Origin of the sequence: Mesorhizobium sp. M1252, from assembly GCF_040318265.1 — a bacterium.
GTDB lineage: Bacteria > Pseudomonadota > Alphaproteobacteria > Rhizobiales > Rhizobiaceae > Mesorhizobium.
Genome location: NZ_JAMYLX010000034.1, coordinates 1 through 14,012, shown reverse-complemented (window position 1 = coordinate 14,012; position 14,012 = coordinate 1). Strand labels below are relative to the sequence as shown.

The following is a 14,012-nucleotide window of genomic DNA, read 5'->3' as shown; positions in this document are numbered from 1 at the left end:
GTCTTGGTCATGGTGGCGTTCCTTCCAGGGAATCGGTGACGTTGAACATCACCAGCCTGCCATGACCGCCCTCTCTCAGCGAATTGCAGAACTCTCAGCACACTACCTTCCCTACTCGCAATGCGACGCGCGCTTCACGCCCTGCCTGTGATCGGTATGACTGAGATGGGGCCGCAAGCGGACCGTCAGCTTCGCGGTGAAAATCCTCAGAAAGCGGCCAGCATGTAGTCGTCGCACGGCTGAAAGAGAGGCGTGACGGGCGAGGAATAGGTCTGGTTTCACCTGATCACCTACGCAGGCAGTTCGACGATCATTGAGCGGCGAGAACGCGGCCCGAGGCAGGAGCTTTGAGCGTCCGATTTTTCACGATCGACCTTCAGGCTCGTCGAGCGCATCGTCTCGACGTTACTGCCGAAACCGAGCCTCCATGCCGGCGCCCTGGGGAGGCAAGACAGCCAGCAACTGGACGGCTCGGGGATTTAGCACCGTTCACCCAGAGCTTTTTGTCGAGATGCAGGCGTATCCGCTGGCCTTCTGCGAAGGACAGCGCAAACGATTCAGGCCGAATGAGCGTGTAATTTCCTGGTCGGTCTCTATGATGCGGACGACCCTACCCATTCGCCACTGGCTCCGACTACTTCCACGCAAGGCGTGGCCCTGCGAATTGGCACCACCTTGCCCATCACATCCTCCCTACGAAACGCAATGGGAAGTCGATTTAAGACCGTCGTAGTCGGGAGTTCAATAACTAATGCTTGCTCGGAATCGGACGAGCCATCCTGGATGGGCAGTACGAAGGCTGGTTGAATGGCTAACTTGTCATGCCACCTCGGTCAGGCGAACCTTCGGGGGACCTCCCGTGATATAGACTATGCTTCAGGTTGTTGGCATTCAGGATGGCTGCCAGCTCTTCAGCATACTCCATGTCGGGAAGGTCGACAGAAGGGTGGCCCACTATAATAGCCGGCTGCCCGGTGAACACGTCGAACACCGTCCACGTCCCATCCGGTTCCCGCCTTACCTCGTACCGCAGAGTTGCCATGAGGGGATCACATAGGTCGCCGTTTAGGGGTGGGAGTATTTGGTCCACGGTGACGCCGGGCCACCTGAAAGCACCGAGACAGTCGGCGCTTAGTAACGCGCCCGCCCACCCGACATGTCGAATACCGCGCCGGTATTGAAGTTGCTGGCGTCCGAGCACAGCCAGGCCACCATGTGGGCAACTTCTTCGACCCGGCCGAGCCGGTTCATTGGACTATCGGCGATCATTGTCTCGACAGCTGCGACCCCGAGGTTTCGGATCATGTCAGTATCGATTGGCCCAGGAGCGACGCAGTTCACGCGTATGTTTGTATTGGCAACCTCACGCCCAAGCGCCTTTGTGAAGACTACGATACCTGCGCTGGAGGCTGAATAGGCGGCAAGGTTGGCAAGTCCTTCCTTGCCCGCCAAAGAGCCCATATTGACAATGCGGCCAACACCCCATTTTCGCATGTGGGGCAAAACCAACTGCGTCACTTGCATCGTGCCGATCAGATTGGTTTCGATGATGCTTCGCCAGTCTGCAGGTTCGTGTTGGTCAAACGGGTGAAGGGTTCCTAGATAACCGGCGTTGTTAACCAGAACGTCTATACGCAGGCCACGATCGACGATCATGTTGATCGCATGGGTTACCTGATCGCGGCTGGTAATATCGACCTTCGTAGACACCACACCCTTCAGTTCGATCTGATCTCGATCCCACACGTGCACTGAAGCACCCGACGCTACAAGGCGCTCTACGATTGCCTTGCCGATACTCTTTGCTCCGCCGGTTACGACGGCTGTCTTGCCAATGAGGTCATATGATACCGGCACAAAGCCCCCATTCATGTGTGTTCACACGGGATAAGTTTAGCAGGATCGCATATTTTCGCCAGCGGCCAGATGGTCTGGGGGGCGCCGGAGCCAGCTATGACCTGATCGGTAGCGAGCTCCAGATCGTACACAGCTTCGCCTTGCGGCGCCGCCTGGCGCTTTTCGTCACCTTTTCCTGTTCAGATGCCTCTTGGCAGGTCAAGGGGGCTAGACGATGTTGTTCTTTGTCCCGCTCTCCTGCGGCGACACGCCATTGCCCAGTTTGAAAGAACCAAAGAGACAATCAGGACAGGTCGGCGATATTTCGATGAAGGGCTTTCGCCATTAGTTAGCGCAGGCTAATATGCGTTCTTCGCGGTCAGAGAGCCGCCTGCATGTTGGGCAGAGATGCTTTAGCACCTGATACAATCGTGCCAGCCGCGATGCCTATCCCAATTTGCCTTGGCGTCTTCCCCGACGGGCTCTGGCTAGAAGCATTCCAAACCGATCAGGATATCCGTGCCTATTGGAGAGGCTATGCCCTTGCGGGCACGGTGTGCGCCGTTTTGCTGATCATCGAGCTTGTGACAATTCACCTGCTGCTCTGACGTAGCAGCGCTGTCTTGATGGCGCTATCGCTGTAGCGGTCGGACCGCTCTAGTGCGCCTTCTCCGCCTCCATCGTTGAGCAGTCAATTTCAGCTCGAGCGGGCTGGACGAGGGGAGCGCGGGCGCATGACCGTGGTGCCTACATTCGTCGTGACCACGCAGCCCACCTTATATCGGCCGACCACCACGCTTCCGCTTGCATAAGCCTCGGCGCGAATTCGATCTTGCAGCATTTCGGGACCGAGTTCTGAAGCTGCGATAACGCCCATCTGCTCCATGACCGGAGCCATGGTCGCTGCGAGATTGGAGATCAGATCAATGCCGCTCATACTGTCTGATCCACCTCCGGCGAGAGCACTTACCGCCTGGCCCCGGCCGGCGTTTCGTTCGATTGGAAGCACCGGCGCAATGTCGCCGCGGACTAGCGTCCGTCATCTGCCCTGCCGTATGCATTCGGGGTAATGCCACCAACTGCGGTCCATGGTATGGTCCCGAGCGCACGCAGTGGCGCCTGATAAACAATCAGGAGTGAACGGGAGTGGCGGCCATTGAGGCGCTATAAGAAGTTTATTTTGCATTGCGGAATTCACAAGACTGGAAGCTCTTATCTTCAGGCGAGCCTGGCCTCCAATCGGGATCTGTTGGCGGGGAACTCGATCCATTACCCCGACCCCCACGACCCGGCCAATGAAGCGTTCGGGCCGCAGCACAGCATAGCCGCAATCGGTTACGACGACAGCAAATCGTTTGAGCAGAACGTTGGCGCGTTCTTCGCACTCGATTCCGATTGCGAGACGTTGCTGATGTCAGGCGAGGAATTTTCGCGAGCCAGCACTCATCCATCTATTTTTCAGGGTCTGTTGGATATTGGCGCCGAGGTGAAGGTGGTGTTCTATTTGCGGCGCTTCGATCACTTGCTTGAGAGCGTGTATGCGCAATGCGTCAAAGACTACCTGACGGGCCCCATCGAAGTCGCGGAATATCAACTTGATTTCTACGAAATCCTGCGACCGTTTGTTGAGGCGCTCGGACCTGATCGTGTTGTCGTTCGACCATACAACCCTAAATTTTGGCCCGGCGAATCGATCGGTCAGGATTTCTTCTCTGCAATTGGCTTGCCTCACCTCTGGGGCGCCATGAGGAAGCCGGCCGGCCGGATCAACGAAAGTCTGTCACGGCCGGAAACATACATGATTTCAGTTACTGAAGGCATCGCTGAAAAGCAGCGCTTGATGGACCACTTCCGAGCCCGGCCTTTCCCGGACTGCGACAGGGCCAAGTTCTTCCGGTCACCCGATTTTCGCTTTGACTTCAACCTGAGATACATCGGCTTGAACTCTGGCGTCGCCGCCCTCAATGGCGGGGTGGACATCACCGAGTTTCTCGATCTGGCCAACGTCGATGATGATCCACATTGGCAAGCGTTCGACCCGAACGACCCTCAGATAGTCGACTATCTTGAAACCTTCAGGGCCAAGCATTCGGACTTAGACGGTGGGGATGATTGGGAAGTGCAGTGAAGATGGCATCGAGGGGATGCGCTTTTAGGGCGCGGATAATCGGGCGGAAACACTTACCCAACCGTAGGGTAAGGGCCGCTAGCTAAAAGCCCGCCAACCTTTTTCGGTGGGCGGGCCTCTATTGTCGGAACTGGAGAGTGTCATGTCGACAGCTCCGGCACTTGCGAACGGTTTGGTTAGTGGCGCCAGATCAGCAGGCAGAGCTGGCGCAGGTCACGATCATAAACGCCCCGGCTCTCGATCACGTCGATGCAGCGCTTCTTGAACCGAGTGATTTCGGCGCTCGACATAGCGTCGACAATGCGAGGCAGATCCGTATTGGTCGGATGGTCGGGGGACTCGGTTCCGACAGTGGCACCGCTCGTGCCAGTGGGGGCAGTGGTTCCGTCGTCGCCAACTGCGGCGTTCGCCGGCATGCAAAGATTTGCGAGAACGGCTCCAATCGCCATGCTTCCCACCAGGATCTCAAAAATCTTTGTCATAATTCGCATCCAGGATGGCCCCTTTTCCAAACCAAGGCCGGCGGGATTTTGCTCGCAACCAGCGGGACGGTGACAGTCGTTGAGTGATTGATTGGGTATTGATCGAAAAACGGGAACGCGATCAGATAGGCGTAGTCGGCGGTAAGATGTGCCATGCGGAAACCTCCGCTGGCGGCATCAATTATCATCCACGACATCCTCCAATATCCGGGTGAAGGTGCTGAAAGACATAGCTCATTAGAAAGCACGGATAGATGAATGAATGTCTAAAAACTCCTTTCCTATTCTTTGCAATGACAGTGTTAGGCGTCCTTAGCCGTGTTAACCGTTGATCAGCGTGAGGCGAGTTCCTGCGGTATCGCGTTCAGCTCGGCCTTTGCGGCGTTGGGATGCGCGCCTCTCGCAAAAGCGATGGCCAGTTGTGGAGCTGCTATTTGTTCTCCTCGCGGAAGTCCTGCAGCGATGCATGCCGCAGGTCATCCTCGCCACGCAAGTGCTTCACGCGGCCGATCAGCCCGGCTTGACCCATTGCGTCGCAGGCCGCTTCATGACGCCCTTGGGCGCCGTGCCTGGGTGCTCCTGGACGCGTTTCCATAGCCTCTCGCGCATTTCCCGGTTCAAGGTGACGAATGCGCTGCCGACATAGCGCCCGGTGCCGCGCTCAGCCATCAGAGCGAAAGCCGGCTTGCCCGCTTCACGCTCGACGCCGAGCAGATCGAACTCGTCAATCGCATAGCACTTGGCCTTCAGCCAGTTGGTCGACGGACCGCTTCGGTATTTGCTGTCCTTCCGCTTCGACACCATGCCTCAAGTCCGGCCTTGTCGAGCAAGTGAAAGATGGCCTTGGCTTCCCCCGGCAAGGGCTCGCTGAACTGAATACGCCCGCCGGGCTCGATCATGCCGGCCAGGATCTCGCGCCGCTCCTCTAGCGCCATATCGCGCAGATCGTGGCCGTTAAGATGAAGCAGATCAAAGGCAACAAAATACAAGTCGTGCTGCCGGCGGGTAATGGCTTTGCGCAGCGCTGCGAAGTCCGAAAGGCCCTTGTCGTTCAGAACGACTATCTCGCCGTCGACAATGGCGCTTTCGGCACCAAGGCGCTTGGCCTCTCTCACCAGGTCGCGATATTTCGCCGTCCAGTCGTGGCCGTTGCGCGTATAAATGCGTGTGCCGTCTTCATCGATGATCATCTGCGATCGGTAGCCGTCGAACTTGACCTCGTGGGTCCAGCCTTCACCCTCGGGAGGGTTCTCCACAAGGGTCGGCATCAACGGCTCGATGAACTTCAAACGCATGCACTGATCCGCCCTCCGGCGATTCAATAAGATTAAGCTAAAATAGTTCCGAAACTGGAAATCAGCCTCTTGGGTGCAACAAACTCGTCAACTCGGCGTTGCGGGATGAGCGAAGGAGGAATCGATATGGCCGACGACAAGAGCAAGCGGGACTTCCGCGATCGGGACCGGGTCTCGGCCGATGAGGATTATGAAGTCGAGTATTTCGCAGCCAAGGCCGGGATCACCCCGCAGCAGGTCAAGGAATTGATCGCGAAGCACGGCAACCAACGCGAAACGCTGGAGCGAGAAGCGAAGGCTCTGCGGAAATAATGACCAGGCTATCGGATCTCGGCAGACCAATAATTGGGCACCGACATGAAGGCCCGCCCGCGAGCGAGCTCGATCATTTCATGCCTTGCCCTGTTTGCGGCCAACAGATCGACATGCGCGATTTTCGCCAGGTCGCTTATCATTCCGATCCGGATCACGATCAGCCTATCGAACTAGACGCCTAGGAACAAAAGTGCCGAAATACCACGTTGAGGAAATGGACGGCGATACCGTGACGGCTACCCACATCGTCAACGCGACAACGCCGATCAGGGCGGCGCGGGAAGCGACAGAGCGCGACATCACTCTGCGCACCACCGAGCCCATCTGGATCAGGGTTGCCGACGAAAAGCGCGGCCACATATTCGAATACAGTTTCAGCCTGTAGCTGGCGATCCAACCCGGCTGAGTTTGGATGGCATACCATGCCGTCGACTTCGATACGCAAGTTCGACTATGACCCGAACACCAGGGTTCTCTCGGTTTGGTTTGTAGCGAGCGGGAAGCATTACGAGTTTTTGGACGTACCTGCTGAGGCCGTTGCCGCGTTCAAAGCTGCCTTTGCCAAGGGCGTCTATTTTAACAGCCACATCCGCAATCGTTATGCATTCCGGCTCGCGGCAGGGAGGGCAGCAGCCGCGTCGGGCGATTGACAGAATTTCAGATTCGAGGCGGCCCGCGCCATCGCAGGGGAGCAACTGTGCGAATTGACCAGGTTCCGAGGGCAAACGAAAACGCCCGCCGGCCGGGCCAGCGGGCGCGTATTATATTAAGCTAGGTGCTGGGCCTATTTGCCCATCATCATCGCAGCTTTGCAGAAGTTCTCATGGGCCTTCGCAATATCTGCGTCAGCGCAGTCCTTCATCACAGCGTCCTTATCCTCCTGAGACAAGAGCCTTTTGTGAGACCTAGGCGCAGCTTGCCGGCCGCAGCCTGTCCCAATTGGGACGAATAGTTGGCACCCATATGCAAATCTACTACTCCTAAAGCTGCCGGACCGCTCTCGTGATGAGCCGCCAGTCGGCTAAGCGCCTCGTCGGTCTTTGAGCTGGCCCCAGCGGATCCCAAAAGCAGAAATTCGAGCGTACAGGCGACGTGAGGGAGGATACCCGAACCCGCGTGAACGAGGCTGTAAGGTCGATCGGATTTCAGTTCAATCGACAAGCAATTGATTTTCGCCGGGGTCGTTCCGATTCGCTTATTGTTCTGGTGTCGGACATCGCGAACCCGTTCTTTCCGGTATTCTTCAAGGGATCGAAAAGGAAGCTCGGGAACGAAGCACAATAGGTAACACAAAAGGTCAAAACAGAGCAATGGCCACAGCCGTTTGCGTCAGATTATTCAAGTTAATTCGCCGACCGCCAACGCGAACAGACGCGCATGGTCCCGTCCGTATAGCGTTGTTAATCCGGCAGTAGCATCTCCTCTTCATCGGCTGCGGCTTCGAACAGCAGCCGGAAGTCGTTACCCGGCATTTTGCCATCCATCGCAGATAGGCAAGGCTCAGCCGCCAGCCGCCACTTGGGGCCACGATTGGACCACTTTAGAAGCTCCTCCGCGGCGGCATCAACTCGGTTGACACCAAGGCGAAGCCCCGGGCGCTCAGTCTTCACATAAACCGGAGGGTTGAACCAGCGGTGGGGCATCAAGCCTCTCGAACGTCAAAGGCGATGAACAGTCCCCAAAGGGAGGCTGAATTGACGATCATTCCGACCAACTGGCAGTCAGTCTCACGAAGATCATGGCCGCGCTCGCGCACCGCTGCAATGGTCGCCTTCAGGGAAATTATATTGCCCGGTTGAGAACCCAACAGGACCTCGCGGACCAGCTCCTTGGCCGTTTGCTGCACAGGCCGAACAGGTGCTTGAACGTCCATCCCATCCTCCCAGAGAGATAGAACCTCACCAGCTATTCTGTGGGTCACTTTCCGAAAAAGGCAAGAGCCGGAAACGTACAAAGCAGGTTGCCGCAAACACCCCATTTTGGAACGGGACCCGCCCTTTGCTCATTATGGGTGGAATCAATTTATGAATGCAAATCCAAGGAATTTACGCCGTGCTCGCCAAGGATGGACAAAGCGGAGGAGTTCTATACCCGGCTTTTCGAGCGGAGGCCTGATGATCGTCCCATGGACGTGTTGATCCAATGGCGCAACGTCGCAGGCGCGAACTTGCAAATCTTCCATGATAAACGGCGAATGATAAAAAGCCCGCTGACGTCTGGCGACGCTGCAGGGATGGCCCGCGCCTGCTTCGGAGGCTGCGCGGGCCGACCATGACGAGTGGAGAGGACATCTTGGTCACCGGCACGGACCGCTGAAGAACGAGCCAGCTGTGGCCAAACAGCCTCAGAGCGGGAATGTTCCCGCCTGACGCAAAAACACCGTGGCTCAGCCGGCGGGCTCCGTTGCAGGGGCACTCAGGATAGTGCCACGGGCGCGGCGTCTGGGGTCAATGCAGTTTGCCGACTAGCCGAGCGTATTCGGCTTCAGCCCTGCCATATGACCCATCAGCCAGCGCAATCAGACGCGCTCGGTCAAGAATGACTACCTCTCCTCGCATTGAGCGTATCAGACCTTGGCCCTCCAAGGTTTGCAGCGCTATGGTGACGCCGGGCCGCCTGACACCGAGCATAACTGACAAGAACTCGTGCGTAATCGCAAAGCTGTTCCCGTCGACGCGATCATCGCACATCACCAGCCATCTTGAGAGCCTGTCGACGATGTTCATCCGGGCATTGCTGAGCGCGGTGAAGCTTGCCTGGAGGTGAAAGTAGTGAACGCAGCGGAGCAGAAAACTTCGCAGGGTTGGGCTTGTCAAAAGCGCCTTGGTGAAGAGGCCCGCGTCGATAACAAAGGCTCGGGCCTCTAATTGGACGTAACAATCGTGCGTTGACCGGTCATCGCCCATGATAAGCGCTGAGCCGGTCATACCCTCACAACCTATGATTCCGATCTCAGCTTCAATACCAGGCCGCAGTTCGCCCACCACTGACCCGAGACCGCTCTCGAAGAAGTACACGGTTCTGATTGGAGACCCCGCCACTTCGAGATGCGTCTTCAGTCCAAGGGAGACGCTTTCCAAATGAGGTTGCAGCAAGGCCAAATCTGCCGAGCACATTCGAAGCAGCAGCGAATTGCGATAGATGGAATTTTGGCGGGTGTCGCATTGCGCGGCAGTGTGAGTTCGTGAACTGGAGTCTGTCATAGCTCCCTCTCCCTATTGGGGCGGAAGCATGTTGATCGCTCACAGCCGACGGACGCCCTTAGAGTTGCCGTCGATAGCACACTGTATGCCTGCGGGCCGCGGATGTCCCATTTATTAACAACTGCGTTGATCAGCGCGAGCCAAGCTTTGGCGCGCCCGCGCTAAGACGGCATTCAGATACTCCAGGAATTCGTCATCGCTTTTCGTTGACAAGCCGACTTGTCGAGCGCGAGTCACAATGCGCTCCTGGAGTGAAACCGCTGTCTCATAGTGGTCCACGATCATCTGAAATGAAGCGCTCACTGGGGCGGATTCAAAGAGCTGTGCCATTGTGGCAATGTAGTTCCAAGATGATGAGAGTCGATGCGGCCGCTGCTTTGCGTAACAATCGTACAATGTGCTCAAGAATGTGCGGTTACCGGATTAGACGGCCTATCCGGAGGTGGTGTGGAATTCTGCTGACTTAGCAGCACGGATAGAACTCGTGATCCGCCACGCAGCACGCGCCAGATAGGACCAATAGGGCGTAACTAGCGACGCGAGCGCCGCCGCTGCGATGCAGTGAGCCGAATGCGCCGAGGCCCATCAACTTCCACCGGGTCACCTCGGCAGTGGCCGCCTTCACCCCGGTCATGTCTTCGCTGAGCGATTCACCGCGTCTTCAGCCTTGGCAAAACGCTGCACCAGCTTGTCGGTCTTGGCGTACATCTTCGATCGGCTGGCGGCTGGGCGCTGCTCGGATTGCTCGTAAGAGAGCGCGGCTCAAGCATCGCTGTCGTTTAATGTCGCGCCGGATCTCGGTTGCGTCTCGCTGAACGCCCTCCATGGACGCCCTTCATCGTGGGTCCACCAGGGCTTTCTTGTTGTCTGAATAGCCGCCTCGTCCGCGAGCACCTTGGCAGGCGCTTTCTTTTCGCGCGATATTGCCATCGTTTTCCTTTCCATTCGAGGGGGCTCAGCGTGTGAGGCGCAAGCGGGAGGGTCGGGATGTAGATTTTCGATCACATCGAGGCGCTGCTGGATGCGGGTGAAGCCTCGACGGCACTTAAGGAAGTGCGGGCGCTGGTGGATCAATTTGGGCCCGGGTCCAATGTCTTGGCGGGCGCGGTCGGTGACCTCATTATTGACCTGTCGACGCTATCATTCGTCGCCGATGCTTACGGAGGCCGCATCGCAGAGGCGGCGCGCATGTTGGCCCGAAAAAGACTATTGAAAATCAAGTTGCTCGCACCTCGTCAAAGCGTTGAAGTGGTCAGCTAGAGATTGGTGGTCGCTACGAAAAACGTGTAGACCTGCTCGGTGCTCCGACGCATCGAAACCTCTCGCCATCATCGGTTCCGTACGGACGAAAGAGCCGCCTGACCCTGCGACCAGATGAAAGCTTGGACTTGCGGCAGACCGCAAGCAGTTGGAGCTTGAATTGCCGACACACTCTCAGGAACCGTTGCCGGGATCGCACTCCATTGGTCGTCGGCCCAGATCCGGCGCGCCTCGCTTAAGGTGCCGGTCGAATATGGCCAGCTTCTCTTCGTAGCCGAGCCGCACTCTGGACCTGCAACTATCGCATTTGAAACCGGCAATCGTTTTCAGCCAGGATCCCCTTCTCACCATAGGGCGTGAACAGGAGGGGCATTGGAATTCTAAAGGTACGTCGCGCAGTTCGTTTGATAGAGGCACTGTGCATGTTCTCCTCAGCGGCACGGCCACTGCAACAAAGTAGAAGGAGAAATGTTTCCGGCTTCGGCCATTTGCGCGAAAGAATCGGACCTAAGTCTAAATGGTGAGCGGCCTGAAACCCATTCGCCTTGCTATCGGCCTTTGCGTCGGAAATTGAAATAGCGAGGGTGATCGAAGGCGGCCCCGGGCGTGAGGCTGGCAAGTGGGGCCAAGACAGCGGCGGTAAAGCGGAGCCTGTGGCGATCAAATAACCGGTTCGCCCAGAATCTCGTTCACCCAGCTCATAGTTCTCAGCCCGTATGCCATTCCGGCGCAGTCGGCAAACCAGTCGAAGACACTCATGTCACGGCCTGTGACGCATTGAAGGATTTCGATCGCTGCGCCCGTTAAAGCAAGTAGAACCGCCAGCCGGACCACCTGTTGGGGCCAGCCGAGGCTACCCAAAGCCGACAAGGTGGCGAACGCGGCGGCGTGGTTGAGCTTGTCGTGATGAGACGTAAGGGCCAATCCGAGGGCGTGCAGCAAGTGGTCTGGCAATAGCGCGAGCAACAGGACGACCGCCAACGTGGAGAGAAAGGCAGCCCTTGCCATGCGCTGATAAAAGCTCCACTGCGGCAATCTATCCGCAGCACTCCCGGTTCCTAGTTCTCGCTTCCGATACTGGTGCACTAGGCAGAGCTCCAACCTGCATCTGAGCTACGAGCGCGAACAACTGGCATGCTTAACAGGCCTCCTGATGTCATCAGGAAGTTGCATGAAACAGCCTATGTCACTCTGGATGGTTCCATAGGGCGCTGCGAATGTCGCCCTCCATTGTGATGAGGCCGAGGGTTTCCTGCCGAAAAGACGCGGCGGAATAGGCGAGCCATTGGTACCGCTTGCGGCCAGTTGCGATGCGTATCGTGCTGGGCGGGAGCGGAACTCTTCCAGCCTTGGCCCGGCGGTGCAGCCGGGCCGACGCCCTTCTGAATTCAATTATCGCCGGCGTCGCGGCTAACAGACGAAACCGCTGTTTAGTCTGGCCATTCCTGCCTTGGTGATCTCGCCTCTACGTATTCCAATCCTAGACGCTAGGCCAGCAGCGGCCACTCGCGGCTGTCCATCAACAATCCCAAACATCAGGTCGCGGTTATATACAAAAAAGCCGGCCACCTTTCGGCAGCCGGCCAGTGCAAACAAGGAAGGGAACGTTGCACTGATGGGGCAGTGCACCGTCCGAAGCGTTTCCAGGCGACAATGTTCCACCGATGAGAGAACAAAGAAGGCTTCACCGCCAGCGCACATTCCCCTTAGCCGCGCTGTGTTGCCGTCGCCTGGTGTCTAAAGGCCTTTAACCAGCCACGGATCGGTGTCGTATCCGAGGCGCGGCTTTTCCGGCGTTCCACCGGCCGGCAATTTGGCGGTTCCGGTCGGCCTGCAGTCCAGCTCGAGCACCTGCTTCTTGGCCGAGTGCTTCGTAGAGCAAAGGTCCGTGGCGTCACTCACCACCACCTTCTTCTCCTTGGCAACAGCGACACCAGTCCCAGCGATCACGATCGCCGCGCAAAACACAGCTAATCTCATCATACTCCCCACCGTTGCTCCTCCCCAAAAACGCTGAGCATGACGTTACGGCACATTTAAATTAGCGCAAGCGAATATTAGCTGCCTAGTCCCTTCACATCGGCTCTGGTCGCCTCCCCCTTGCTGCCGGCGCCTTGCGATACCGGCAGCGCGATATGCTAGGATGGGCGCATGCCTGCTCATGACCGGGCGGCCGCTGTTAACGACTTGAGCTTGACATGGCAGAAGGCTGCAGCCGTCAAGTTTCCCAAGTCGTCGTGGCGATGAACGATCGCGTCGAGGATCGCTTACCAAGCGGCGTTTACTAAGTTCCGCTGGTGCAGCCCTGCGCGATCACACCATAACCACGTGATGACAAATCAGCCATGTGTGTGGCGCGGCGGGCTTGTTCCACTTGTGGCCGGCGCCTACCCACCCGGGTTCCCCAACCATGGCGTCGGCCATTTTCGTTCTCTCAGCGATTATAGGCCTTTGCTATCGGCCTATGTGTTGGCCTTGGATGGCGAGATCGCGGTTAGATCGCCTCGTTCGTTTGGATGTTTCGCTGGCGTTGGCAGGAGGCGCATATGTTCGCCAGCCGGCGGATACCACACCGCCCCACCGGTCAGGCCCAGCGCGTCCGCTGCAAAGTCCCCGCAGACCGCTGCTGGGCCGCTGGCGGGCAGCGGCTACTTGCTGACGATCCAATCCACCAAGCCAGTTTCGATCAGCTCGCACCCAGTGAAATCGCGCACCAGGGCCTTGGCTAAATCGCGCCATTGACACTCAGGCGTACCCGTTTCCCCTACTAGGGCTCGGAATGCAGAGCGGAGAACGTCGGCTTGAAAGGCGGAGACGGCAACAGTAGACGGGTCGGCATCTTCCCAGCCTAGCGCCACGTCGCGACGACGTGACCAAGGCGCTTCAGAAGCTCGCGTGAGGCTCGGATGGCCCTGCGCGATTGGTCCATGTCCCGGCGAAATGTGGCGGGTTCCGCCATGGACTTCTGGCGCATCAGCAAGGTGGCCGTAGTGGCCGCTCGAGCGATATCTATGGGCGTTGCAACCATCGCAGCCTCCCAGAAAAGGCAATGGCAAACGACACATTAATAAGCTCGCCGAAACTCTCTCCGCAATGAAAAGAGTTGTACGAATTTTACCAACCCGCACCCTTTCAGTGATGCCGGGCCGCTGCTGTCCTCGCTCTTGTTCTGTCATCGTAATGAAGGACGACATCTCCGAGCACCCGTAGCACACCTGTTGCATGGAAAAAGCTGTAGGCGTTTATAGGTGCCCGGGCACTCCGCCATTTGTTTGCGTTGTGGAGCGGGACAAAGCAGGTTTCCTCACTCAGGCCGCCTACCGTGAAGCGGGGCACAAGCCCGACTTCGACGCATTGCCTTGGGAAGCTGAATACAGGGCCGCCAACTCAACGAAAGCCGGTCGTACGCCTAGCTAGCAACCAGGGGCACCGTGACGGTCGTGGCGTAATTTATCGGATACTGGTCGAAATACGGGAAAGCGATGACGAAGGC

14 protein-coding genes and 1 pseudogene are annotated in these 14,012 nt (G+C 57.5%); 5 read left to right on the top strand and 10 right to left on the bottom strand.

The features are described 5' to 3' along the window. Positions 1–1,131: 1,131 nt before the first annotated feature. Positions 1,132–1,872 (bottom strand): SDR family NAD(P)-dependent oxidoreductase, encoded by a 741-nt coding sequence (locus NKH22_RS31070; RefSeq protein ID WP_023673881.1) that lies wholly within the window; start codon positions 1,870–1,872, stop codon positions 1,132–1,134. A 359-nt stretch (positions 1,873–2,231) separates the two neighbouring features. On the opposite strand from NKH22_RS31070, the gene NKH22_RS31065 reads away from it, so the two are divergent. Then, positions 2,232–2,444, top strand: coding sequence for a hypothetical protein (locus NKH22_RS31065; RefSeq protein WP_023695016.1), 213 nt, complete (start codon positions 2,232–2,234; stop codon positions 2,442–2,444). An 89-nt stretch (positions 2,445–2,533) separates the two neighbouring features. Here the strand turns inward: NKH22_RS31065 and NKH22_RS31060 are convergent, their stop codons facing one another. Further along, on the bottom strand, positions 2,534–2,773 hold the full coding sequence (locus NKH22_RS31060; protein ID WP_023673879.1) for a hypothetical protein: 240 nt from the start codon (positions 2,771–2,773) through the stop codon (positions 2,534–2,536). Between the two features lie 219 nt (positions 2,774–2,992). Here NKH22_RS31060 and NKH22_RS31055 point away from each other — a divergent pair, with 219 nt between their 5' ends. Further along, positions 2,993–3,964 (top strand): hypothetical protein, encoded by a 972-nt coding sequence (locus tag NKH22_RS31055; RefSeq protein ID WP_023707400.1) that lies wholly within the window; start codon positions 2,993–2,995, stop codon positions 3,962–3,964. Between the two features lie 176 nt (positions 3,965–4,140). Here NKH22_RS31055 and NKH22_RS31050 read toward each other — a convergent pair whose 3' ends face one another. Both NKH22_RS31050 and NKH22_RS31045 read right to left on the bottom strand, forming a co-directional pair. Then, the gene (locus NKH22_RS31050; protein WP_023673877.1) at positions 4,141–4,446 is read right to left on the bottom strand and encodes a hypothetical protein; all 306 of its coding nucleotides are present in this window, start codon (positions 4,444–4,446) and stop codon (positions 4,141–4,143) included. Positions 4,447–4,876: 430 nt separating this feature from the next. Further along, positions 4,877–5,741, bottom strand: a pseudogene (locus NKH22_RS31045) (ATP-dependent DNA ligase). A gap of 126 nt (positions 5,742–5,867) precedes the next feature. On the opposite strand from NKH22_RS31045, the gene NKH22_RS31040 reads away from it, so the two are divergent. The 3 genes from NKH22_RS31040 (at position 5,868) to NKH22_RS31030 (ending at position 6,706) form a co-directional block, all read left to right on the top strand. Further along, the gene (locus NKH22_RS31040; RefSeq protein WP_023700484.1) at positions 5,868–6,053 is read left to right on the top strand and encodes a DUF3606 domain-containing protein; all 186 of its coding nucleotides are present in this window, start codon (positions 5,868–5,870) and stop codon (positions 6,051–6,053) included. Between the two features lie 193 nt (positions 6,054–6,246). Beyond that, entirely contained in the window at positions 6,247–6,441 is a 195-nt protein-coding gene (locus NKH22_RS31035) for a hypothetical protein (protein ID WP_023699326.1), read from the top strand. Positions 6,442–6,478: 37 nt separating this feature from the next. Continuing rightward, positions 6,479–6,706 carry a KTSC domain-containing protein gene (locus tag NKH22_RS31030; RefSeq protein ID WP_023673160.1) on the top strand — a complete coding sequence of 76 codons (228 nt, stop codon included), beginning with the start codon at positions 6,479–6,481 and terminating at the stop codon, positions 6,704–6,706. Between the two features lie 750 nt (positions 6,707–7,456). Here the strand turns inward: NKH22_RS31030 and NKH22_RS31025 are convergent. From NKH22_RS31025 to NKH22_RS31000, 6 genes are all read right to left on the bottom strand, one after another. Further along, on the bottom strand, positions 7,457–7,699 hold the full coding sequence (locus NKH22_RS31025; protein ID WP_352912371.1) for a DUF982 domain-containing protein: 243 nt from the start codon (positions 7,697–7,699) through the stop codon (positions 7,457–7,459). Next, a complete protein-coding gene (locus NKH22_RS31020) occupies positions 7,699–7,929 on the bottom strand; it encodes a hypothetical protein (RefSeq protein ID WP_352912369.1) in 231 nt (76 codons plus the stop codon). Before NKH22_RS31020 ends, NKH22_RS31025 begins: the two co-directional genes overlap by 1 nt. Positions 7,930–8,503: 574 nt before the next feature. After that, a complete protein-coding gene (locus NKH22_RS31015) occupies positions 8,504–9,259 on the bottom strand; it encodes a Crp/Fnr family transcriptional regulator (RefSeq protein WP_352912367.1) in 756 nt (251 codons plus the stop codon). A gap of 463 nt (positions 9,260–9,722) precedes the next feature. Then, positions 9,723–9,845, bottom strand: coding sequence for a hypothetical protein (locus NKH22_RS31010; RefSeq protein WP_245261978.1), 123 nt, complete (start codon positions 9,843–9,845; stop codon positions 9,723–9,725). Between the two features lie 1,334 nt (positions 9,846–11,179). Next, a complete protein-coding gene (locus tag NKH22_RS31005) occupies positions 11,180–11,527 on the bottom strand; it encodes a VanZ family protein (RefSeq protein WP_023686079.1) in 348 nt (115 codons plus the stop codon). 729 nt (positions 11,528–12,256) lie between these two features. Then, positions 12,257–12,502: a hypothetical protein gene (locus NKH22_RS31000; RefSeq protein ID WP_352912365.1), complete on the bottom strand. Its 246-nt coding sequence runs from the start codon at positions 12,500–12,502 to the stop codon at positions 12,257–12,259. Positions 12,503–14,012 lie beyond the last annotated feature (1,510 nt).

What these genes read in the sequence shown, in the direction of transcription:
- NKH22_RS31020 (WP_352912369.1), bottom strand. Translation starts at nt 7,929, where the DNA reads ATGGACGTTCAAGCACCTGTTCGGCCTGTGCAGCAAACGGCCAAGGAG.
- NKH22_RS31005 (WP_023686079.1), bottom strand. Translation starts at nt 11,527, where the DNA reads ATGGCAAGGGCTGCCTTTCTCTCCACGTTGGCGGTCGTCCTGTTGCTC.
- NKH22_RS31050 (WP_023673877.1), bottom strand. Translation starts at nt 4,446, where the DNA reads ATGACAAAGATTTTTGAGATCCTGGTGGGAAGCATGGCGATTGGAGCC.
- NKH22_RS31015 (WP_352912367.1), bottom strand. Translation starts at nt 9,259, where the DNA reads ATGACAGACTCCAGTTCACGAACTCACACTGCCGCGCAATGCGACACC.
- NKH22_RS31060 (WP_023673879.1), bottom strand. Translation starts at nt 2,773, where the DNA reads ATGAGCGGCATTGATCTGATCTCCAATCTCGCAGCGACCATGGCTCCG.
- NKH22_RS31065 (WP_023695016.1), top strand. Translation starts at nt 2,232, where the DNA reads ATGTTGGGCAGAGATGCTTTAGCACCTGATACAATCGTGCCAGCCGCG.
- NKH22_RS31010 (WP_245261978.1), bottom strand. Translation starts at nt 9,845, where the DNA reads ATGGGCCTCGGCGCATTCGGCTCACTGCATCGCAGCGGCGGCGCTCGC.
- NKH22_RS31070 (WP_023673881.1), bottom strand. Translation starts at nt 1,872, where the DNA reads ATGAATGGGGGCTTTGTGCCGGTATCATATGACCTCATTGGCAAGACA.
- NKH22_RS31025 (WP_352912371.1), bottom strand. Translation starts at nt 7,699, where the DNA reads ATGCCCCACCGCTGGTTCAACCCTCCGGTTTATGTGAAGACTGAGCGC.
- NKH22_RS31000 (WP_352912365.1), bottom strand. Translation starts at nt 12,502, where the DNA reads ATGATGAGATTAGCTGTGTTTTGCGCGGCGATCGTGATCGCTGGGACT.
- NKH22_RS31030 (WP_023673160.1), top strand. Translation starts at nt 6,479, where the DNA reads ATGCCGTCGACTTCGATACGCAAGTTCGACTATGACCCGAACACCAGG.
- NKH22_RS31040 (WP_023700484.1), top strand. Translation starts at nt 5,868, where the DNA reads ATGGCCGACGACAAGAGCAAGCGGGACTTCCGCGATCGGGACCGGGTC.